The organism is Streptosporangium lutulentum (assembly GCF_030811455.1).
Taxonomy (GTDB): Bacteria; Actinomycetota; Actinomycetes; order Streptosporangiales; family Streptosporangiaceae; genus Streptosporangium; species Streptosporangium lutulentum.
This window is the reverse complement of the sequence record NZ_JAUSQU010000001.1, coordinates 6,387,550-6,409,529: the sequence shown is the minus strand read 5'-3', so window position 1 is coordinate 6,409,529 and position 21,980 is coordinate 6,387,550. Positions and strand designations below refer to the sequence as shown.

The 21,980-nt window shown below is 70.9% G+C and carries 15 protein-coding genes; 11 read left to right on the top strand and 4 right to left on the bottom strand.

Annotated features, from left to right (window positions below):
- Window positions 1–255: 255 nt before the first annotated feature.
- On the bottom strand, window positions 256–711 hold the full coding sequence (locus tag J2853_RS28400; RefSeq protein WP_307563226.1) for a gamma-glutamylcyclotransferase family protein: 456 nt from the start codon (window positions 709–711) through the stop codon (window positions 256–258).
- Between the two features lie 143 nt (window positions 712–854).
- Between J2853_RS28400 and J2853_RS28395 the strand changes: the two genes are divergently transcribed.
- Window positions 855–2,249 (top strand): NAD(P)H-quinone dehydrogenase, encoded by a 1,395-nt coding sequence (locus J2853_RS28395; RefSeq protein WP_307563224.1) that lies wholly within the window; start codon window positions 855–857, stop codon window positions 2,247–2,249.
- Window positions 2,250–2,408: 159 nt separating this feature from the next.
- On the opposite strand, the gene J2853_RS28390 is transcribed toward J2853_RS28395, so the two are convergent.
- Window positions 2,409–3,590: a pentapeptide repeat-containing protein gene (locus J2853_RS28390; RefSeq protein ID WP_307563222.1), complete on the bottom strand. Its 1,182-nt coding sequence runs from the start codon at window positions 3,588–3,590 to the stop codon at window positions 2,409–2,411.
- A gap of 86 nt (window positions 3,591–3,676) precedes the next feature.
- Window positions 3,677–5,686, bottom strand: coding sequence for a beta-galactosidase (locus J2853_RS28385; RefSeq protein ID WP_307563220.1), 2,010 nt, complete (start codon window positions 5,684–5,686; stop codon window positions 3,677–3,679).
- A gap of 152 nt (window positions 5,687–5,838) precedes the next feature.
- Here J2853_RS28385 and J2853_RS28380 point away from each other — a divergent pair, with 152 nt between their 5' ends.
- From J2853_RS28380 to J2853_RS28340, 9 genes are all read left to right on the top strand, one after another.
- Window positions 5,839–6,420: a TetR/AcrR family transcriptional regulator gene (locus tag J2853_RS28380; protein ID WP_307563218.1), complete on the top strand. Its 582-nt coding sequence runs from the start codon at window positions 5,839–5,841 to the stop codon at window positions 6,418–6,420.
- 266 nt (window positions 6,421–6,686) lie between these two features.
- Window positions 6,687–8,141 carry an MFS transporter gene (locus tag J2853_RS28375; RefSeq protein WP_307563216.1) on the top strand — a complete coding sequence of 485 codons (1,455 nt, stop codon included), beginning with the start codon at window positions 6,687–6,689 and terminating at the stop codon, window positions 8,139–8,141.
- Window positions 8,142–8,328: 187 nt separating this feature from the next.
- Entirely contained in the window at window positions 8,329–9,090 is a 762-nt protein-coding gene (locus tag J2853_RS28370; protein WP_307563214.1) for an SDR family NAD(P)-dependent oxidoreductase, read from the top strand.
- Between the two features lie 357 nt (window positions 9,091–9,447).
- Window positions 9,448–10,854, top strand: a complete 1,407-nt coding sequence (locus tag J2853_RS28365) for a pyridoxal phosphate-dependent decarboxylase family protein (protein WP_307563212.1) — start codon at window positions 9,448–9,450, stop codon at window positions 10,852–10,854.
- A 169-nt stretch (window positions 10,855–11,023) separates the two neighbouring features.
- Complete coding sequence (locus J2853_RS28360; protein WP_307563210.1) at window positions 11,024–13,312, top strand: TIM-barrel domain-containing protein; 2,289 nt, start codon at window positions 11,024–11,026, stop codon at window positions 13,310–13,312.
- Between the two features lie 8 nt (window positions 13,313–13,320).
- A complete protein-coding gene (locus J2853_RS28355; protein WP_307563208.1) occupies window positions 13,321–14,625 on the top strand; it encodes an ABC transporter substrate-binding protein in 1,305 nt (434 codons plus the stop codon).
- 156 nt (window positions 14,626–14,781) lie between these two features.
- Window positions 14,782–15,660, top strand: coding sequence for a carbohydrate ABC transporter permease (locus tag J2853_RS28350; RefSeq protein ID WP_307563206.1), 879 nt, complete (start codon window positions 14,782–14,784; stop codon window positions 15,658–15,660).
- Window positions 15,657–16,472: a carbohydrate ABC transporter permease gene (locus tag J2853_RS28345; protein ID WP_307563204.1), complete on the top strand. Its 816-nt coding sequence runs from the start codon at window positions 15,657–15,659 to the stop codon at window positions 16,470–16,472. Before J2853_RS28350 ends, J2853_RS28345 begins: the two co-directional genes overlap by 4 nt.
- 117 nt (window positions 16,473–16,589) lie before the next feature.
- Complete coding sequence (locus J2853_RS28340; protein WP_307563201.1) at window positions 16,590–19,511, top strand: glycoside hydrolase family 3 protein; 2,922 nt, start codon at window positions 16,590–16,592, stop codon at window positions 19,509–19,511.
- On the opposite strand, the gene J2853_RS28335 is transcribed toward J2853_RS28340, so the two are convergent.
- On the bottom strand, window positions 19,501–21,129 hold the full coding sequence (locus J2853_RS28335) for an FAD-dependent monooxygenase (protein WP_307563199.1): 1,629 nt from the start codon (window positions 21,127–21,129) through the stop codon (window positions 19,501–19,503). The genes J2853_RS28340 and J2853_RS28335 overlap by 11 nt on opposite strands.
- A gap of 173 nt (window positions 21,130–21,302) precedes the next feature.
- Here J2853_RS28335 and J2853_RS28330 point away from each other — a divergent pair, with 173 nt between their 5' ends.
- A complete protein-coding gene (locus J2853_RS28330) occupies window positions 21,303–21,941 on the top strand; it encodes a TetR/AcrR family transcriptional regulator (protein WP_307563197.1) in 639 nt (212 codons plus the stop codon).
- Window positions 21,942–21,980: the final 39 nt, after the last annotated feature.

Sequence of the window (21,980 nt, the reverse complement as noted above, 5' to 3'; positions counted from 1 at the left end):
CTCGCCCGGCTGAGCGTGCCGCCGGGAGGTCGGCCGGTACCGGAGGAGACGTCCGTCACCGTCCGGCGGCGCGTGTCGGCTGGTCAGGGAGCCCGGCCCGGCGGCGTGTGTCGGCCGGCCGGGGAGTCCTGGCCCGGCGGCGCGTGTCGGCCGGTCAGGGAGACCCGGCCCGGCGGCGCGTGTCGGTCGGGAAGTCCGGCCCGATGGCGCGTCACCGGCCCCGGGCCGGTCGGGGAGGACCGGCCGGGCGGCGCGTCAATGGCCCCCGATGGACGTGCAGGGACGGCCGCGCAGGTCCTTGACGTAGTCGTCGGGCGCGCCGGCGTTCTCGGCCGCCTCGGCGAGGATGCCGAGGTAGCGCGCCGAGGGCAGTCCGCCCTCGTATCCGTCGAGCACGTAGAACCAGGCCACCTCCTCGCCCTCCATGACCTGCACCCGGAGTTTGACCTTGTGATAGAGGCCGCGCGCCGCGCCCTCCCACTGGTCGAGGGAGGTCTCGTCCCACTCGGGCACGTCGTAGAGGACGACGAAGACATGGCTGTCGGGGTCCTCGACGATGGAGGCGAGCGCGCCCTCCCAGCCGAGGTCGTTCCCGCCGAAGGTCAGACGCCAGCCCTGAAGCCAGCCCGACCCCCTGATCGGCGAGTGCGGGGCCCTCTGGGCCATCTGCTTGGGGTCCATGTTGCTGCCGTAGGCGGCGTAGACAGGCACGGCATCAAACACTAATCCAAGATCGGCTAGAAGCCCGCTTCGCCTCGACGGGGCGCCGATTTCCTCCGGTTTTGAGGGAGCTTTCGCGGTTTTCAAGGGGTGTCGAGCGTCGGCCGGTCCGGCTATGCGGGAGAATGGGGTACGTGACAAGGATCGTGATCATCGGTGGCGGACCCGGCGGGTACGAGTCGGCCCTGGTGGCCGCGCAACTCGGGGCGCAGGTCACCGTCGTCGAACAGGACGGCCCCGGCGGGGCCTGCGTGCTCACCGACTGCGTGCCGTCCAAGACGCTGATCGCGAGCTCCGTGCGCAAGCAGGCGCTCCTCGACGCCAACATGCTCGGGGTTCACTTCACCGGCGGCCCCGACGGCGACGTCGGCGGCGTCATCGCGGACATGCCGCTGGTCAACAAACGTGTGAAAGAACTCGCCCGGGCGCAGTCCTCCGACATCGCCGCGCGGCTGGCCGCCGAGGGCGTCGAGGTGATCCGGGCTCCCGGGCGGCTGGTCGACCCGCAGGTGGTCAGGGCGGGGGACCGGACGATCCGGGCCGACGTCGTCATCGTGGCGACCGGTGCGACCCCGCGTGTCCTGCCCGGCGCCGAGCCCGACGGCGAGCGCATCCTCAACTGGCGGCAGCTGTACGACCTGGAGGAGCTTCCGGAGCACCTCATCGTGGTCGGCTCCGGCGTCACCGGCGCGGAGTTCGCGGGCGCGTACAGGTCGCTGGGCTCCGAGGTCACGCTCGTGTCCTCGCGCGACCGGATGATGCCCAACGAGGACGCCGACGCCGCCGAGGTCCTCGAAGAGGTGTATCGGCGCCGGGGCATGAACGTCATGGGCCGCTCCCGCGCCGAGTCCGTCAAGCGCACCGCGAGCGGCGTGGTCGTCACGCTGGAGGACGGCCGGACCGCCGAGGGCAGCCACTGCCTGATGACGGTCGGCATGGTCCCCAACACCGCGGGGATCGGCCTGGAGGAGGCCGGGGTCACCCTCGACCGGGGCGGTTTCATCCAGGTCGACAAGGTCTCCCGCACCTCCGCGCCCGGCGTCTACGCGGCCGGTGACTGCACGGGCGTGCTCATGCTCGCCTCGGTCGCCGCCATGCAGGGCCGGATCGCGGTCTGGCACGCCCTCGGCGAGGCCGTGCAGCCGCTCCGCCTGGCCACCGTGGCCTCCACCATCTTCACCGACCCCGAGATCGCCGCCGTGGGCATCGCCCAGAAGGCGATCGAGGCGGGCGAGATCGAGGCCAACGTGGTCAAGCTGCCGCTGGCCACCAACGCCCGCGCCAAGATGCAGGGATTCAACGACGGCTTCGTGAAGCTGTTCTGCCGCCCGAACACCGGCATCGTCCTCGGGGGCATCGTGGTCGCCCCCCGCGCGTCCGAGCTGATCCTGGCGGTTTCGATCGCCGTTCAGCAGCGGCTGACCGTCGACCAGCTCGCCCACACCTTCGCGGTCTACCCCTCGTTGTCCGGCTCCGTCACCGAGGCGGCCCGCCGCCTGATGCAGCCGATGACCCCCAGCGGCATCTGACCGCCCACACCGCCGGAGAGCCGTCACCCCCTCGTGCCGTCCGGGGTTTCGGCGGCTCGCGTTAGCGCGATGGCGAGCGATCGTCGGGCGGCGTTTCTCCTGCGCCGAGGGTGATCACGCCGCCCGGAGGCGACGGCCCGCCCGGTGAGGCCGGGGGTTTCAGAGGGACCTGGTCCTGAGGCGGCCCAGGGCGGCCCTGCCGTCCTGTACGGCCTGCTCCACGAAGTGCAGCTCCTCCAGACGCTGGGCCACGGCCATCGAGATCTTGGCTGCCTCGTAGGCGTCGATCGCGTGGCGCCAGTCTTGGTCGGCGGTCATGCTTCCCCGCCCGCTGACCTGGAACTCGTAGTCGAGTCGGTCGATCTCCTCACCCAGCCGGGTGATGTCCTCCTCGGCGTTGCGCCGCATTTGGGCGAACTGGGCGTTGCGCCTGCTCCGCTGCTGTGCGGTGACCCCCCAGGTCACCATGGTGATCGCCAGGCCCATCGCGCTGAGCACGACCAGGATGAGCCCGACCGGCGGGCCGGGGGGCGGGGGGCGCCTGTCCACCCGGGGGCCGAAGTCGTCCTCGACGTCGGCGGGCGGCTGGAACGGCAGGTCGATGCCCGTCGGGGTGCCCTCGGAACCGCTCAGGTCCGCGTCGTCGGCCTGGACGAAGGACGCCCCCTCGACCAGCGCCCCGGTGAAGTCGGCGCCGTCCAGCTCGGACTGCGTGAACTCGGCCTCACTCACGTCGGCGTTCTTGAACGTCGCGTTGCGCAGGTTGGCCTGGCCCATTTTGGCCTCGTGGAGCTTGGCCCGGGTGAAGTCGGCGTTGCGCGCCTTGAGCTGGCCCGGGGTGCTCTCGGTGAGGTCGGTGTCGATCAGCTTGGCGTTGGTGAAGTCGGCCTGGGTCAGCACGGCCCGGGTCAGGGTCGCCCCGCTCAGGTCCGCGTACGGGAACTCCGCCTGCCCCGCCTCGGCGTCGATCAGGATCGCGCCGCGCAGGTCGGCGTGGTCGGCGTGCAGCTGGCCGAGGTTGGCCTCGGTGAAGTCGGCGCCGCGCAGGTCGGCGTATTTCAGCGTGCTCAGGTTGAGGTTGGCCTGCCGGAGCGAGGCGCCGCGCAGGGTCGCCCCGGTGAGGTCCTTCAGGACGAGCTCGACGCCGTCGAGCTTGGCATCGGTCAGGTCGGCGCAGCGTAGGTCGGCGGGGAGCCGGGCGCCTCCGGTGAAGTCCTGGCCGCGCAGGTCCGCGCCCTGACCGCGATCGCACGGCCCGGTCGCGGCCGAGGCGGGAGAGATCGTGGTCCCCGACAACGCGAGAATCGCGGCGGTGAGTGCCAGGGGGATGGAACGACGCACGGGTGCCTCCTTCAAAGCAGCCCCGATCGTGTCAGTGGATCATTGCATCCTGCTGGACACCCGCTTGCACTTTCAGCCATAGATCTTCAGTCGCGCACCTTCAGGACGGCGTAGCCGCCGGGGGGCAGGCACAGGCCGCTCGCCATCGTCCTCTCATCGTCGCCGTGATTGACCGCGAACAGCCACTCGCCACGCCGTACGAGCTCAACGTGAGCCGGTCGCAGGCCCAGCAGGCGGGCGTAGGCGTCGTCGGCGAGCCGGGTGGAGAGGTAGAGCGCCGTGCCCGTTCCGTACCGGTTACGGGTGATGGCCGGCACGCCGGAGAGCGCGGCGGCCGAGGGGTGCGAGCCGGTGTAGAGGGCCAGCGCCTCGGCGCCGCGCAGGTGGACGTGCTCGCTCCAGAACGTCCCGGTGTCCTGCCTTTCCCCGGATTCCCCGGTTTCCCCGGCTTTCCCGCGACCGCTCGGGAGCCGCTCGTCCCCGGGCCGTCCGGCGTCCTCGGTGTGGGCGCGCAGGGGGCCGCCGCCGGGGACGGACAGGGGGATCGCGAGGTCCGGGGGCAGGGGATGGAACTCCTCGACCCTGACGCCGAGCAGGTCGCGCAGGGCTCCGGGGTAGCCGCCCCGCCGGACCCGGGCGTGCTCGTCGGCGACCCCGCTGAGGTAGGAGACCAGGAGCGTGCCGCCGCCTTCGACGTATCGGCGGAGGTTCGCGGCGTCGGCGTCCGTGATCAGGTAGAGGCCGGGGACGAGCACGAGCCCGTACGCCGACAGGTCCGCCGAGGGGTGGGCGAAGTCGGCGGTGACGCCGTGCCGGTAGAGCACCCGGTGCGCCTGCCGTACGGCCTCCGGGTAGCTCAGCTCCGCCGACGGGAGACCCGGTGCCTGCAGGGCCCAGCCCGCCTCCGCGTCCCACAGGATCGCGGCCCCGGCCTCGACCGGCGCGCGGACGGCCTCCCTGAGGGAGGGCAGGAGCTCGCCGAGCTCGCAGATCTCGCGGAAGATCCGGGAGTCGGGGCCGGCGTGCGGAACCATGCCCGAGTGCCAGAGCTCGGCTCCGCCTCGCGAGGCCCGCCACTGGAAGAACATCGCTCCGCGCGAGCCCCGCGCGATGTGCGACAGGCTCAGCCGGGCGATCTCCCCGGGGCGCTTGGCGACCATCCGGGGCCCGGTGTAGGTCACCACCGACTGTTCCATCAGCAGCCACGGCCTCCCGCCGGCCCAGCCCCGTGCGAGGTCGGCGGCGAAGGCGGTCTCCTCCGGGGGGTTCGAGGACGGGTAGTGGTCGATCGCGACCAGGTCGACCTCCCCGGCCCAGTGCCGCTGGTTCACCGGCGCCCAGTCGCCGAGGACGAAGTTCGTGGTGATCGGGACGTCGGGGGTGAGCTCGCGCAGCACCGCCTTCTGCGCGCGGAAGTGGTCGAGCATCGCGTCGGAGACGAACCGCCGGAAGTCGAGCGCCTGGGAGGGATTGGGGAGGTACTGGGTGGCGCGGGGCGGCACGATCTGCTCCCACGCCGAGTAGTGCTGGCTCCAGAACGAGGTGGTCCAGGCGTCGTTCAGCGCGTCCAGCGTGCCGTGTCTCGCCCTGAGCCAGGTCCTGAAGGCGGCGGCGACGTGGTCGCAGTGGCACGGCGTCCCGTACTCGTTGTGGACGTGCCACATCACCAGGGTGGGGTGGTCCCGGTAGCGCTCGGCGAGCGTGGTGGCGATCCGGACGGAGGCGTCACGGTACGGCGGGGCACTCACGCAGTAGGTGTCGCGGCTGCCGTGGGTGAGCCGGACCCCGTCCGCCGTGACGGTGAGGGCGTCCGGGTGGGCCAGGCCGAACCAGGGGGGCGGGGAGGCGGTGGGGGTGGCCAGGTTGACTCCGATCCCGCCCTCGTGGAGCAGGTCGAGGACGCGGTCCAGCCATCCGAGGTCGTGGACGCCGGGCGACGGCTCCAGCCGGGCCCAGGAGAACACCCCGACGGTGACCAGGTTGACCCCGGCCCGCCGCATCAGCTCGACGTCCTCCTTCCAGACCTCCTCGGGCCACTGCTCGGGGTTGTAGTCCCCTCCGTAGCACAGCCCCTCGAACCCCTTCGGCCAGTCCACTCCGGACCCCTTTATTAGGATGGAACTTAAACTAATTATCCATGGATCATCGTCGCGCCTCAAGCGCCGCGACCGTCCGAGACCCAGCCACCACTCGATGCCGGACGGACTCCTTGTTGACCGATCGTTCTTGATTCGACTATGTTCGGGGTATGGCCAGGACCAAGGAGTTCGATCCGGACGTGGCGCTGCGGGCGGCACTGGAGCTGTTCTGGGAGCGGGGGTACGAGGCGACCTCGATGGCCGACCTCGTCGAGCGCATGGGTGTCGCCCGGGCCAGCATCTACGCCACCTTCGGCGGCAAGCGCGAGCTGTACCTGAAGGCGCTCGACCGGTACGGCGAGTCGGTCGACCCCTTCCTGCTCACCGGGCTGTCCCAGCCGGGGCCGGTGCTGCCCGCCGTTCGGGCGCTGGTCGAGCGGTTCGCCCGTGAGGCGACCGGCGACAGCGGGCGCCGCGGCTGTTTTGTGGTCAACACGGCGGTGGAGCTGGCTCCGCACGACCCGGTCGCGGCCCGCCGCGTGCAGGCGAGCTGGGATCACCTGGAGACCGCGCTGACCTCGGCACTGATCCGGGCGCAGGCCCAGGGGGAGCTGGGCGAGGAGCGGGATCCCCGGGCGCTGGGCCGCTTCCTCCTCGTGCTGATGCAGGGGCTGCGGGTCATGGGCAAGGCGGAGAGCGGGCCGCAGCGCCTGCGTGACGCCGCCGCGCAGGCGCTGGCGCTGCTGGACTGACCGGCCGGGCGGTGACGCCATCGGCCGGGCGGTGACGGTGGTGGCCGGGCGGTGACGGTGGTGGCCCGGCGGTGACGGTGGTGGCCCGGCGGTGACGGTGGTGAGGGACGGCCTTTGGCATGCGATGTGCCGACGGCTGCTCAAAAACAAGAACGATCGGTCTTTAATTTTCGGACGCTCTGGAAAGGGATCATGGCGATCACGGAACCCGGCTCGCCGCCGGCCGGGCACGTGCGGCGGCGTCGCGGACAGGGCGGGTGGAACCGGTGAAGCGAGCAGGACGGGTGGAGTCGGTGGAGCGAGCAGGGCGGGCGGAGCGGGCGGAGCGGGCGGAGCGGAGCGGCTCGGTTCGGGCCTTCGCGCTGCTCGGCACCGTTCAGAGCACCTTGATCTTCACGATCACCTTGATCGCCGTTCCGCTCCCCGAGATCGGCCGGGAGTTCCGGCTCGACCCCTCCGGCCTTTTCACGGTCAGCGTGGCGTACGGGCTCTCCTTCAGCGGGTTGCTGCTGTTCGGCGGCCGGCTCGCCGACCGGTACGGCGGTCGTGCGCTGTTCGCCACGGGGCTGGCCGTCTTCGCGACGGCCTCGGCCGTCGCGGCGCTCGCCCCGGGCTTCGCGGTCCTGGTCGGGGCCCGTTTCGCCCAGGGCGTCGGGGCGGCACTCACCGCGCCGGCCGCCATGGCCGTGCTTCGCGCGGTCCTCCCCGACCCGGACAGGTACGCCCGCGCCATGGCGACCTGGGGTGGGTTGTCCGTTCTGGGCGCGACGGCCGGGACCCTGCTGTCCGGCGTGGTCACCACCTGGGTGTCATGGCGGTGGATGTTCGGCCTCGCGCTGCTGGTGAGCGTGGTCGCGCTGCCGCTGACGCCCCGGTGGCTGCCCGCCGCCGCGCCGACAGGACCGGCCGCCCTCGATCTTCCGGGGGCCGCACTCGCCACAGCGGGGGTCACGCTGTTCAGCTATGGCCTGCTGGCGACGGACGGGCACTCGTGGGCCTCGGCGACGGTCCTGGTCCCGCTCGTCACCGGCCTGGCGTTGCTGGCGGCCTTCGCCGCGGTCGAACTGCGCGGCCGGGATCCGCTGCTGCCTCCGGCGTTCCTCGCCGACCGGCGCCGTGCCGTCGCGCTGCCGGCGATCGCCCTCTCCGCCGCGGGAACCACGACGGTCTCCCTCCTTCTCGCGCTGTACCTCCAGCAGATCCGCGGCTGGTCGCCGCTGTGGACCTCGCTGGCCTTCGTGCCCTACGCGCTCTCGCTTCTCATCGCCGGTCGGCTCGCCGGCCGGTTCATCGCCCGGTTCGGCGCCCGCACGGTCGTCGGCGCGGGACTCGCGGTCGCGGCCGGCGGGCTGTTCCTGCTCTCGGGGCTCGACCCGCGTACGGAGTACGTCACCGGTCTGCTGCCCGGCATCGTGCTCCTGCCCGCCGGAGTCGCGTCGGTCTTCGCCGGGGCCGCGGTCCTCGCCGTCGCCGGGGTCCCGCGGCGGCAGGCCGGTCTCGCGGGAGGTGTCATGAACACCGCCATGGAGTTGGGGCCCACGGTCGGGCTGGCTCTGCTGATGACCGTCGCGGCCGCCCGGACCTCGCACGTCACAGCGGGGGGCGCGAGCCCGCAGGCCGCCACGACCGGCGGTTACGCCTGGGCGCTGGGCGCCGCCGGGTTCGCCTTCGCGCTCCTGGCGTTGACGGCCGTCGCCGTACGGCCCCGGAGCGAGGAGTGACGCGACATCGCCCGGCGGGGCCGTACGGCTCGCTCTCCGGACATCGCCCGGCGGCGCGGGCTCCCACGACCCGCACCGGCCGGAGGCGCGACATCCGCCGGCCCGCACCGCTCGCCTTTTCGGACGCCGGGGGCGCGAGCTCCACAACCAGTCAGATCTTCGACCAACCACCAACCTGGGAGTCACCATGACCGCTCGTTTCACCGGCAAGGTCGTCCTCGTCACCGGGGGAGGCTCCGGCATCGGCCGGGCGATCGCCCTGGCCTTCGCGCGGGAGGGCGCGGCCGTCGCCGTGGCCGGACGCTCCGCCGAACCGCTGGCGCAGACCGTGAAGCTCGTCGAGTCCGAGGGCGGACGCGCCACGGCGATCACCGCGGACATCACCCGGTCCGAGGAGGTCGCGGCGCTCGTGGCACGGACCGTGGACACCTACGGCGGCCTCGACGTCGCGGTGAACAACGCCGGCGTCATCACCGCGTTCGGCCCCGTGGGCGACGTCGACGAGGACCAGTGGTCCACGCTCGTCTCGGTCAACCTCACCGGCACCCTGCTGTCGATGAAGCACGAGATCGCCCACATGCGGGGCAACGGCGGCGGCGCCATCGTCAACGTCTCCTCGACCCTCGGCGCTCACATGCGGCTCGCGGGACTGGGGGCGTACGTCGCGACGAAGGCCGCGGTGAGCGCGCTGACCCGCAACGCCGCGCTGGACCACATCCGCGACGGAATCCGGATCAACGCCGTCAGCCCCGGACCGTCGGACACGCCGATGTCCTACCGGCAGGGCGAGACCGGGGCCGACCGTGACGCCCGGATGCGGGAGCAGTTGCCGGCCGGTCGTGTCGGCAGCCTCGAAGAGATCGCCGCGGCGGTGCTGTACCTGGCCTCGCCCGAGGCGGGCTTCGTCGTCGGGGCCGACCTGCCCGTCGACGGGGGAGCCACGGCCTGACCCGTGCGGTCCGCCGGCCGTCGCGACGGCCGGCGACCCTCTCAAACGGTGGCTCTCTCAAACGGTGGCTCTCTCAAACGGCGCCCCGCTCAAACCGGCGGCTCTCAAACGGTGGCCCTCTCAACAGGCGACCCTCTCAGCCGGCGGTCCCTCGGCCCTTGACCGGCGGCCTCTCGACCCGGTAGCCCTCTTGAAGGGCACGCCTCGCTCGTCACCGGCCGGAGGCGGGATCAGGCCGTCGCCCCGGTCGGGCGTGTGCACCGCCGTACGGACCCCGGACCGCGCGAAGATGCACACCTGCCGGAAGACAGTGCCGCGGGCACCGGAGTCCGTCCCGTGGCGAGCGAGGAGGACGTGGTGGAAAAGCCGGACTGGGCCGCACCGCTGGCCGAGGCGTATGAGAGATCGCTGGCCTACCTGACAGCTCTGCCCGATCGGCCGGTGGGCAGCGTGACGAGCGCGCCGGACCTGCGGGCGGCGCTCGACGGGCCGCTGCCCGAAGCGCCCGCGGACCCGCGCGAGGTCATCGCCGGGCTGGCCGCGGCGGCCGAGTCCGGTCTGGTGGGTACGCAGAGCGGTCGCTTCTTCGGGTTCGTGGTCGGCGGAGCGAATCCGGCGGCGCTGGCGGCGGACTGGCTCACCACCGTCTGGGACCAGAACGCCTGCCTGTTCGCGCTCGCGCCTGCCGCCTCGATGGTGGAGGAGGTGGCGGGGAAGTGGCTGATACAACTGCTCGGGCTTCCCGCCCACGCGTCGGCGGGGTTCGTCACCGGCGGACAGATGGCCAACTTCACGGCACTGGCCGCCGCCCGGCACGAGATGCTGCGCCGGCAGGGGTGGGACGTCGAGGCCGAGGGGCTGGCCGGGGCGCCCCGCCTGCGTGTGCTGGCCGGCCGGCAACGGCATGACACCGTCGACCGCGCCGCGCGCTTCCTCGGCCTGGGCAGTGCGACGATCACCTCGGTCGACACGGATGACCAGGGACGGATGCTCCCGCACGCGCTGGCGGACGCACTGGCCGGGAGCGATCGTCCGGCGATCGTCTGCGCCCAGGTCGGCGGCGTCAACACGGGCGCCTTCGATCCCGTGGGAGACATCTGCGCCGTCGCGCACGAGGCCGGGGCGTGGGTGCACGTCGACGGCGCGTTCGGGCTGTGGGCCGCGGCCAGTCCGCGGCTGCGGCATCTGACGGCAGGGGTGGAGCGGGCCGACTCGTGGGCCACCGACGGGCACAAATGGCTGAACGTGCCCTACGACTCCGGCTTCGTCTTCTGCGCCCATCCGCGGGCGCACCGGGCCGCGATGGGGGTACGGGCCGGCTATCTCATCCACGGAGCCGAGGGGGAACGCGACGCGCTCGACCACACCCCCGAGTTCTCCCGCCGTGCCCGCGGCTTCCCCGTCTACGCGGCCATTCGGGCGCTCGGCCGCACCGGCGTCGCCGAGCTGGTCGAGCGCTGCTGCACGCTGGCCGGTTCGTTCGCCGAGCAGCTGGCCGCCCACGACGGGGTCGAGATACTCAACGACGTGGTCCTCAACCAGGTGCTGGTGCGCTTCCGCGCCGCGGACGGCGACCACGACGGCCACACCCGCGCGGTGATCGAGCGGGTGCGGCGGGACGGAACCTGCTGGACGAACGGCACGACGTGGCAGGGCCGGGCCGCGATGCGGATATCGGTGTCGAACTGGTCGACCGACCAGGGCGACGTGGACCGGTCCGTCGCGGCGATCCTCCGCTGTGCCCAACCGGACGCCGAAGCGTAAGGGACGCGTCGCCGAGAACCCCGGCCCCGGCTCCTCCATCTGAGGGCCGGGGCTTTCCACTGCCCAGCCATGCTTCCGTCCTCGGTCCTGCGGGCCGACTCCATTGACGTTTGTTCGTTTGGACGTAAAACTAACTCAGCAACCGGAAGCCTGAAGCGCTGGAGTCTCCATGCCCTACCGCCCCCCATTGATCGCGCATGAGTACTTCGTCGCCGATCCGCCGGAGCTGCCCGTCCGCTCGCACGGGGAGACGGGTCTGTCGGCGCTGACCGCGGCGGAGCCGGTGGCCGCCGACGCGACCGGAGTGATCCTGAAGGCCGTGACCTCCTCCGAGGAGACGCTTCTGGTCCAGGTGGGCGTGGCGGGCGAGGGGGCGATCCGGGTACGGCTCGGGCAGGACGCGGACGCGCGGACCCGGTCGGCCGCCGCGATCTCCATGGTCACGCCGGGTGAGTTCGCCGGGGCACGGGTGGAGAGCGGCGACGGGACGATCCTGATCGACGCGGGCTCGCTCCGCGCGGAGATCACCTTGGCGCCGTGGAACCTGAGGTTCACCGACGCGAGCGGGGCGCTCCTGCTGGAGCAGGACCGGGGTCACACCGACATCAGCGGGCGCCTGCGCACCCTGCCGTTCGGCCGGTCCAGCTCCGACGGCGCGGTGGTCGGTTACCACGAGAGCTTCGCCGCCGCCGCCGACGAGGCGTTCACCGGCTTCGGCGAGTCGTTCACCCCGCTGGACAAGCGCGGGCAGCGGCCGGTCATGTGGAACTTCGACGCGTTCGGCGCCGAGTCGCAGCGGGCGTACAAGAACGTGCCGTTCTACCTCTCCAGCCGGGGTTACGGCGTGATGGTCGACAGCGGGGCGCCGGTGGAGTTCGACGTCTGCCAGTCCACGCACAGCTGCGTGCAGATCGTGGTCCCCGACGACCTGATCGACTACTACGTGATCGCCGGTCCCACCCCGCCCGAGGTGCTCGACCGGTTCGACCTGCTGACCTGCCGCCCGATGCTCCCGCCCAAGTGGGCGTTCGGCACCTGGATCTCCTCGGGGTTCTTCGTCGACACCCAGGAGCGGGTGATGGCCAGGGCCCGCAGGATCCGGGAGCGCGGGATCCCGTGCGACGTGCTGCACCTGGACACCTACTGGCAGACGGACGGGCACTGGTCCGACCTGCGGTGGGACGCGGCCAACTTCCCCGATCCGGAGACCATGCTGGCCGAGCTGGACGGGATGGGCTTCAAGGTCTGCCTCTGGATGAACCCGTACGTCTCTCACCTCAGCCCGGTGTTCCCGCAGGCCGCAGAAGACGGATATTTCCTTAAAAAGCCGGATGGCGAGGTCTACGTGGCCGACTGCTGGCACGGCTCCTACCCCGCCTGCGGCATCGTCGACTTCACCAACCCCGCCGCCGTCGAGTGGTTCAAGGACCTGCTCCGGCCGCTGCTCCGCCAGGGCGTGCAGGTCTTCAAGACCGACTTCGCCGAGGGCGTGCCGCACGACGCGGTGGCGTTCAACGGCATGAGCGGCACCGACCTGCACAACGTCTACGCGCTGTTGTTCAACGACGCCGTCTCCGAGGCGACCAGGGAGATCGCCGGGCACGGCATGGTCTGGGCGCGCTCGTCGTTCCTGGGCGGCCAGCGGCACGCGGCGCAGTGGAGCGGCGACACCTACACGAGCTACCCGGCGATGGGCAGCACGCTGCGCGGCGGGCTGGCGCACGGGCTGTCCGGCATCCCGTTCTGGAGCCACGACGCGGGCGGGTTCACCGGACGCCCGACCGACGACCTGTACGTCCGCTGGACCCAGTTCGGAGCCTTCTCCCCCCTGCTGCGGCTGCACGGCACCACCAGCCGGGAGCCGTGGGAGTTTCCCGAGGTCGAGGCCCAGGCGGTGGAGGCGCTGAAGCTGCGCTACCGGTTCATGCCGTACATCTACACGGCGGCGGTCGAGGCCGCCAGGACCGGGGCGCCGATGATGCGGGCGCTCTGCGTGGACCACCCCGACGACCCGGTGGCCTGGCAGGCCGACCTGGAGTACCTCCTCGGCCGCGACCTGCTGGTGGCGCCGATGACCTCCCCCGAGGGAGTGCGGAAGGTCTACCTGCCCGCGGGCGAGTGGGTGGACCACTGGACGGGAGAGGTCCTGACGGGCGGCCGTCACGTCACGGTCTCCACGCCGCTGGACCGGATCCCGCTGTTCGTACGGCACGGCGCGCTCATCCCGGTCCTCGCCGATCCGGGCGAGGCCGTCGGGGACGGGTCGTTCGGAGAGATCACCCTGGTCGCCTACGGCGTGGGCGAGAGCCGTACCACCGTCTCCGACCTCGAAGGAGACACCACGATCACCGCGGCCCGGGAGGCGGGCGGGCTGACGGTGACCGTGTCGGGGAGCGCGCGGATCGCGGGGGTCGAGCTGGTGGGGGCCGGCGTCCCGGTCGTCATCACCACCATCTAGGAGAAACCATGTTCAAGGTAAGGACAGGCGCGGTCGTCGCGGCCGTGCTGCTGGCGCTGGCCGCGTGCGGCGGCGCCGAGCAGACGCCGGACCAGCCGGCCGCCGCGGGCCCCCGCGTTCTGAAGCTCTGGCACTACGAGGGCGCCGACAGCGCGATGGGCAAGGCCTGGGCCGAATCGATCAAGCAGTTCGAGGCCTCGCACCCCGGGGTGACGGTCAAGCTGGAGGAGAAGGCGTTCGAGCAGATCCGCCAGTCGGCGGGCATGATCCTCAACTCCGACGAGGCCCCCGACGTGATGGAGTACAACAAGGGCAACGCCACCGCCGGGCTGCTGTCCAAGCAGGGCCTGCTGACCGACCTCTCACCCGAGGTGACCAAACGCGGCTGGGACAAGCTGCTCAGCCCCTCGCTGCAGACCACCGCGAAGTATGACGAGCGCGGAGTGATGGGCGCCGGCAAGTGGTTCGGCATCCCGAACTACGCCGAGTACGTGCTGGTCTACTACAACAAGGACCTGTTCGAGAAGGAGGGCATCGAGGTGCCCACGACCTTCGACGAGTTCACCGCCGCGATGGAGACGTTCGCGAAGGCAGGGACCACGCCCCTCGCCGTCGGCGGCGCCGAGTACCAGGCGCAGCAGCTCCTCTACCAGCTCGCGCTGAGCAAGGCGCAGCGGCCGTGGGTGGACGCGCTGCAGCTCTACAAAGGCAAGGTCGACTTCAAGGGACCGGAGTTCACGTACGCGGCCGACACCTTCGCCGACTGGGTCAAGAAGGGCTACATCGGCAAGGACTCCGCCGCGATCAAGGCCGAGGACATGGGCGTGTCCTTCATCGGCGGGAAGTATCCGATCCTGGTGTCGGGCAGCTGGTGGTACGGCCGGTTCGCCACCGAGATCAAGGACTTCGAGTGGGGCTCCTTCCTCTGGCCGGGCAACACGATGAGCGCCGGGTCCAGCGGAAACATCTGGGTCGTCCCCGAGAACGCCAAGAACAAGGACCTCGCCTACGACTTCATCGACATCACGATGAGGAAGGACATCCAGAACCTGCTCGGCAACTCCGGCGGCATCCCGGTGGCGGCCGACCCGGCCGCGATCACCGACCCGAAGAGCAAGGAACTGATCGAGAACTTCAACAGGCTCTCGACCTCCGACGGGCTGGCGTTCTACCCGGACTGGCCGGCCCCCGGCTACTACGACGTGCTGGTCTCGGGCGTGCAGAACCTCATCAACGGCACCAAGACGCCCGACCAGGTCCTGGACGAGATCGCCGGGCCGTACAACGAGAACCTCGCCGACATCGGCAACTGACCGCACGCCGGTGACCGGCCGAGCGTCGGTGACCGGCCGAGCGGCCGGACGAACGTCGGCGACCGATCGGACGACGGCGACCGCCCCATTGTCGAGGTCCGTGCCGCGGCGGCGCGGCACGGACCGTACGCGGAGAACACACGGAGAGGCCCTCGCATGAAGAGGTCCCGCAGGGGTGGGTACTGGGTTTTCCTCCTGCCGAGCGCCCTGCTCTTCACGGCGGTCGTCGTCGTGCCGTTCCTGATGAACGTCGGGATCGGGTTCACCCGGTGGCAGGGGATCGGCGCGCCGAAGTGGATCGGCCTGGACAACTACACGCGGCTCCTCGCCGACGAGCGGTTCTGGGCCTCCTTCCGCAACAACGTCGCGCTGATCGTGGCGATGGCGATCATCCCGACGATCATCGGGCTGGTCCTGGCGGCGACCCTGTTCGACCACGTGGGCAAGAAGTTCGGCCCCCGTACGGCCGGCGCGCTGCGGGCGGCCTACTACCTGCCGCAGGTCCTGCCGGTCGCGGTCGCCGGGATCGTCTGGGGCTGGATCATGCATCCGCGGTTCGGGGCGCTCAACGAGCTGCTCGGGCTGCTGGGGATGGAGCCGAGGAACTGGCTCGGCGATCCCTCCTGGGCGCTGCCGAGCGTCATGGCGATCATGGTGTGGTTCCAGATCGGCTACCCGGTCGTGATCTTCATGGCCGGGCTGCAGCGGGTCGACCCCGCCCTGTACGAGGCGGCCGAGACGGACGGCGCGTCATGGTGGCGGCGGTTCTGGCACATCACGATCACGCAGATCCGGCCGGAGATCTACGTGGTCCTGCTGACCTGCACGATCGCCGCGCTGAAGGTCTTCGGGCCGATCTTCGTCCTGACCCGGGGCGGCCCCGGCGGGGCCACGCTCGTGCCGTCCTACTTCAGCTACCAGAACTTCTTCGAGAAGGCCAACGTCGGCTACGGCTCGGCGATCGCCACCGTGCTCACCCTCTTGATCATCATGGTGACGGTCTTCTTCCTGCGGATTCAGGACAGGGAATCATGATCCGGAAATACTCCGTCCTGGTCTCGCTGGTCGTGCTGGCCGTCGTGATGCTGGTGCCGTTCGTCGTCGTCACGCTCAACGCGGTGAAGTCCCCGGCGGACTACTCCTCGGGAGGGCCGCTGAGCCTGCCCGGGGAGCTCTACCTCGACGGGATCGTCCGGTTCTGGAACAGGGTGGACTTCGGCGGCAAGCTCTGGAACAGCCTGCTGATCAGCGGTTCGGTCGCCGTGCTCGCGGTGGTCCTGTCGGTGCTCAACGCCTACGCGCTCGGCATCGGCCGGGTGCGCGGCCGGGTGTGGATCCTGGTCGCGTTCCTGATGGCCAACACGCTGCCGCAGGAGGCGCTGGTCTATCCCCTGTACTACCTGTCGAAGCAGGTCGGCCTCTACGACACCCGGCTCGGGGTGATCATCATCTTCACGGTGATCCAGAGTGCCTTCGGGACCTACCTGCTCTCCTCGGTGCTCAGCCGGTTCCCGCCCGAGATCCTGGAGGCGGCGGCCCTCGACGGGGCGGGCAGGTGGCGGGCGCTGTGGCAGGTGGTGGTGCCGATCAGCAGGCCGACGCTGAGCGTCCTGCTCGTCTTCTTCTTCATCTGGACCTGGAACGAGTTCTTCCTGCCCCTCGTCTTCCTCATCTCCAACGACAACCAGACCGTGCCGGTCGCGCTGGGGGTCCTCCAGGGGGACAAGATGATGGACGCCACGATGTCGAGTGCCTCGGCGCTGCTCGGCATCCTCCCGGCCGTCGTCTTCTTCCTGATCTTCCAGCGGACCCTCACGCGTGGCGTGACCGTCGGTGCGATCAAGTGATCCCCGTCGTCGCGGGCGACGCGGCCCGCGGGCGACCTCCCATGACCTCACCCGCCGCTCGGGGGCGGATGGCGTCCCGAACCTGAAGCGCTTCGACTCCCTGACCTTGGAGGCGCAATGTCCTTTCGCCCGTCACCGGCGGCGGCGGCCGTACTGGCCCTGACCCTGGCCCTGACCACGGCTCCCGCCCAGGCGGCCTACGAGTATCCCTTCCGAGATCCCGCACTGCCGCTGAACCAGCGGATCGACGACCTGCTCGGCCGGTTGACCCTGGCGGAGAAGGTCTCCTGGCTTCACCAGTACCAGCCCGCGGTGGACCGGCTGGGCATCGGCCTGTTCAAGACCGGGACGGAGGCGCTGCACGGCGTCGCCTGGTCCACCGACGTCGACAACGGCGGCGCCGTCGTGACGGCGGAGGGAACCGTGTTCCCCCAGGCCGTGGGCCTGGCCAGCACCTGGGACCCGGACCTGGTCAAGCGGGTCGGCTCCGTCGTCGGCGACGAGGCCCGGGGCTACCACGCCGAGAACCCCCGCGTCTGGGGCCTGCAGCTGTGGGCACCGGTGGTCAACCTGCTCCGCGACCCGCGCTGGGGCCGCAACGAGGAGGGCTACTCCGAGGACCCGCTGCTCACCGGGGCGATCTCCACGGCGTACGGCTCGGGAATCCAGGGCGACGACCCCGACCGTCTCAGGGCGGCCCCGGTGCTCAAGCACTTCCTGGCCAACAACAACGAGGTCCGCAGGGACACCACCTCCTCCAGCCTGCGCCCGCGCGTCCTCAACGAGTACGACGTCCCGGCTTTCAAGGCCGCCGTCTCGGCCGACGCGGCCACCGGCGTCATGACGGCCTACAACCTGATCAACGGGCGGCCCGCGACGGTCACCGACCTCAACGCCTCCGTCAGGACCTGGACCGACAGGCCCCTGTTCAACGTCTCCGACGCCGGAGGCCCCAACAATCTGACCGGCTCGCAGGCCTACTACGCCACCCCGGCGGAGGCCGCCGCCGCGATGGTCAAGGCGGGCGTGGAGAGCTTCACGGTGGACGACACCAACGGCGCCCCGACGAGAAACTCGGTCAACGCGGCGCTGTCGCAGGGCCTTCTCACCCCGGCCGACGTCGACGGGGCCATCCGGAACATCCTGAGCATCCGGTTCCGGCTGGGTGAGTTCGACCCGGACGGCGGGCCGTACGGGAAGATCACCAAGGCCGTGGTCAACGCCCCCGCGCACCAGAGGCTCGCCCGGCAGGCCGCGGCCGAGGCGGCGGTGCTGCTCAAGAACGCGAACGGGACCCTGCCCCTCAAACCGTCGAAGAAGGTCGCGGTGGTGGGGCCGCTGGCCAAGACCCTCTACACCGACTGGTACTCGGGCAGGCTGCCCTACCGGATCACCCCGCTCGACGGCATCAAGGAGCGGGCCGCCACCGTCGACACCGAGGGCGTCGACCGGATCGCCCTCAAGGCCGACGGGAGATACCTCACCGCGGGCGTCGGCGCGGGCGCCGACCTCACGCTGTCGGCGACCACGGCGGGCGCGACCGAGCAGTTCGACGTCTTCGACTGGGGCCGGGGCGTCGTCACCCTGCGCAGCGTCGCCAACGGCAAGTACGTCAGCCGCGCCAACTGGTCCACCCTGGTCAACAACCAGGACCAGCCCACCGGCTGGTTCGTGCAGGAGCAGTTCAAGCTGGAGGCGCAGGCCGACGGCACGACGCTCCTGAGGTACGCCGGATACGAGACCGCCGAGTCCTGGTTCGGCCCGGACACCTACGTCAGGGCGGCGGCCGACGGCACGCTCGGCCTGACGACGGCCGCCGCCGCCACCCGCTTCACCAAGGAGACCGTACGCAGCGGGATCGGCGAGGCCGTCGCGGCGGCGAGGAGCGCGGACGTGGCGGTGGTCGTGGTCGGCAGCATGCCGTTCATCAACGGCCGCGAGGCCCACGACCGGACGGACCTGGACCTCGCCGAAGGCCAGGAGGCACTGGTCGAGGCGGTCCGCAAGGCCAACCCGAACACCGTCGTGGTGCTGGAGAACAGCTACCCGACGACCATCGACCGCCTTCAGGACAAGGTCCCGGCGATCCTGTGGACCACCCACGCCGGAGCCGAGACCGGCCACGCCCTGGCCGACGTCCTGTACGGCGACGTCAACCCGGCCGGCCGTCTCACCCAGACGTGGCCCAGGGGCACCACGGAGCTGCCCGACATCCTCGACTACGACATCATCAAGAACGACTCGACCTACCTGTACGCCAAGGACAGCCCGCTCTACGCCTTCGGCCACGGCCTGAGCTACACCACTTTCGGCTACCAGGGGCTGAAGGCCGTCGCGAAGGACGACGGTTACGAGGTGAGCGTCCGCGTGACCAACACCGGCTCCGTGGCGGGCGACGAGGTCGTCCAGCTCTACACCCACCAGCACACCTCACGGGTGAAGCAGCCGGTCAAGCAGCTTCGCGGCTTCCAGCGGGTGCACCTGGCGCCGGGCGAGTCGAAGGTCGTGCGGCTCTCGCTCAGGACCGCGGACCTGGCCCTGTGGGACGTGACCCGGGGCCGCTTCGCGGTGGAGCCGTCCACCCACGACATCCTGGTCGGCTCGTCGTCGGACCGGATCCGCCAGCGCGCCACCGTGCGGGTGAACGGCGAGCGGATCCCCAGCCGGGACCTGACCAGGCTCACCCGGGCGGCCGACTTCGACGACCACTCGGGCGCCGAGCTGGTCGACGAGACCAAGGTCCGCGGGGACGCGGTGGAGGCCTCCGCGGGGGAGTGGATCGCGTTCGAGGACGTGGACCTCGGCAAGGGCGTGACCGGCCTCAGGGTGGGCGTGGCCGCGACCGCCTCCTCCTCCGTCGACGTCCGCCTCGGCTCCCCGACCGGCAAACTCGTCGCCACGGTCCCGGTGACCGCCACCGGCGGCGTCCACCGGTGGGCCACGGCCACCGCCCCGGTCACCGGAGCCGGCGGCAGGCATGACCTCTACCTGGTCTTCAGGGGCGCCTCGCGCCTGGCGGATCTGACCTTCACCCGCTGATCCCCTCCGTACGGCTCGCGTCACGCGGGTGACGGGACGCGAGCCGTACGGAAGAGTCTCGGAGACTCGTCGGCAGGCCGAACCAGGTACGCAGGGCGTGCCGCAGCGCGTCCGCCCCACCCGGTGCGCCCGGGGCGGCGGCCCACGCGACGTACCCGTCCGGGCGGATCAGTACCGCGTCCGCGGGGCGGTCGACGCTTGTCGCGGTGACCACGTCCACGCGGTCCGTCCAGCCGGAGGCCGCTTCCACCAGATCGGCCCGGTCGGCCAGGTTCAGCAGGATCGGCCTGACCGCGTGCATGAGGCCGGCGACCCTGGCCGGCCCGTTCGCGGTGCTCAGGACGAGATCCGGCATCCAGCCACCGGTGAGCGGATGCGCGGGGCCGTCGGGGCGCATGTCGTAGCGAACGTCCGCTCCGGACATGAGGTTCGAGATGCGCCGCACGTTGGTCTGATCATCCAGCAGCTCGGTGAACACCTCCCGCAGCGCGGTGATGTTCGGGCCGGGTGACAGCAGGGCGGTCTGCGCACGACTGTGCATGATCACCCGCTCCGCGGCGGGGCGCCGCTCGCTCTGGTAGGTGTCCAGCAGGTCTTCCGGCGCCCAGCCGTCGACGACGGCCGCCAGCTTCCACGCCAGGTTGATCACGTCCTGAAGACCCAGGTTCAGCCCCGGGCCTCCCACCCCGGACTGGACATGTGCGGCGTCGCCGACCAGGAACACGCGCCCCTGCCGATACCGGTCGGCCAGCCGTGAATTGACACCGTTCGTGTCCCTCACCGGTGGGGGACCCTGACCGGTCGGCGGTTCGCTCATCGGTATGTCGGTGCCGAGGACCCGGCTGACGGCCTCGCGCAGGTCTTCGATCGTGGCGGGCGCGCGGCTCTCGGCCGGAGGCCGATCCCACTCATGGACGGCGACCCTGTAGACCCCGGGCTGGAACATCCCGTAGGCGAAGACTCCGTTCTCCGTGCGGGTGAAGGTCGCAGGCCGGAGCCGTCCCATTCCGGGCACCTCCAGCTCGCCGGTACCCGGGACGGCCACCGGCGGATGAATCGTGACCTGCCCGCTACGCGCGATGAAACCGTCGTCGGTGATCCCGGGAAACTCGATGCCGGCCCGCTTCCGGACGGTGCTGCGCCCGCCGTCGGCACCGACCAGGAATCCGGCGGCCAGCCGGTAGGAGCCGTCCGGTCCCCGCACGTCGACGGTGACGCCTTCCGCGTCCTGGTTCAGCGCGGTCACCTCGTGCCCGCGCCGGATCTCCACACCCAGCTCGTGCGCGCGCTGTTCGAGCAGCTCCTCCATGCGGTGCTGCGGGATGGGGAGCGTGTACAGCGAGTTGCCGCTCCACGCGGACATGTCCAGGGTCAGGGCCCCGAACTGGAAGTAGGGGCTCGGCGTCGGTGGCTTCGTGCTCCGGCTGAACCGTTCGTACAGACCGCGATAGTCCAGCACCTGCACGACGCGGCCGACCAGGCCGTTGGCCTTGGGCGACGCGTCCCGTTCCGGCAGGCGCTCCAGCACGACGGGGCGCACGCCTGACAACGCGAGCTCACACGCCATCAGCAGCCCGTTGGGGCCGCCGCCGACGATGACGACATCGGTGGTGGTCATGACTCTCCTCGCTCGTTCCGTTCGGATGAGGGCATGGCGAACAGGACCAGGTACCGAGGGTGGTGCGGGCGGAGTGGCTCCCGCCGCTGGGACAGCCCGGATGGGGGGCGTGTCCGAGCTCCTCTGAATACTTGGACTGCTTATTCTAATTAATATTCTGTATTCTTAGACTCATGGGTCCAGAAAGTCAAGCGGTCGCTCGTCGCCCCGGCCGTCCGGCGAAGCGGCATTTGATCGTCGACGCCGCGAAACGGGTGTTCCTGCGGCACGGCTACGCCGACACGAGCATCGAGGTGATCGCCGCGGAGGCCGGGGTGTCGAAGCAGACGATCTACAACCACTTCGAGGGCAAGGAACAGCTGTTCGCGGCCGTCGTCCAGATGGTCCAGCAGGGTGTGGTCGAGGACTCGGAGGCCGTGTTCGCCGAGAAGTTCGAGGACACGGGCGACATCGACCAGGATCTTCGTACGGTCTTCCGCCTGATGGTGCGCCTGAACCTGGGCGGGGACGTCGCCGCGTTCCGCCGTCTCGTCGTCATCGAGCAGATGCGCCAGCCCGAGCTGATGGAGAAGTGGACGCAGGCGCGACCCGCCTTCGAACTCTCCATCAGGCAAGAGGTGGAGCAGCAGGTCCGGCTCGGTGTCCTTGACGTGGACAATCTGGACCTGGCGGTCCGCCAGCTCATCGTGCTGGTGCTCAACGAGGCGATCGACCGGTCCCGGTACGGGCTGTGTGAGCTCTCCGACGCGGAGGTCGCCGCGATCGTCGACGACGGCGTCACCATGTGGCTGCGCTGTTACCGGGCCCGCTGAACGCGGCAGGCCACCGGACAGGGCCGGAACGCCCGAACG

Excerpts from the sequence above, each read along its gene's own strand:
- J2853_RS28380 (WP_307563218.1), top strand. The coding sequence starts at position 5,839 with ATGGCCAGGACCAAGGAGTTCGATCCGGACGTGGCGCTGCGGGCGGCA.
- J2853_RS28370 (WP_307563214.1), top strand. The coding sequence starts at position 8,329 with ATGACCGCTCGTTTCACCGGCAAGGTCGTCCTCGTCACCGGGGGAGGC.
- J2853_RS28360 (WP_307563210.1), top strand. The coding sequence starts at position 11,024 with ATGCCCTACCGCCCCCCATTGATCGCGCATGAGTACTTCGTCGCCGAT.
- J2853_RS28355 (WP_307563208.1), top strand. The coding sequence starts at position 13,321 with ATGTTCAAGGTAAGGACAGGCGCGGTCGTCGCGGCCGTGCTGCTGGCG.
- J2853_RS28350 (WP_307563206.1), top strand. The coding sequence starts at position 14,782 with ATGAAGAGGTCCCGCAGGGGTGGGTACTGGGTTTTCCTCCTGCCGAGC.
- J2853_RS28345 (WP_307563204.1), top strand. The coding sequence starts at position 15,657 with ATGATCCGGAAATACTCCGTCCTGGTCTCGCTGGTCGTGCTGGCCGTC.
- J2853_RS28340 (WP_307563201.1), top strand. The coding sequence starts at position 16,590 with ATGTCCTTTCGCCCGTCACCGGCGGCGGCGGCCGTACTGGCCCTGACC.
- J2853_RS28335 (WP_307563199.1), bottom strand. The coding sequence starts at position 21,129 with ATGACCACCACCGATGTCGTCATCGTCGGCGGCGGCCCCAACGGGCTG.
- J2853_RS28330 (WP_307563197.1), top strand. The coding sequence starts at position 21,303 with ATGGGTCCAGAAAGTCAAGCGGTCGCTCGTCGCCCCGGCCGTCCGGCG.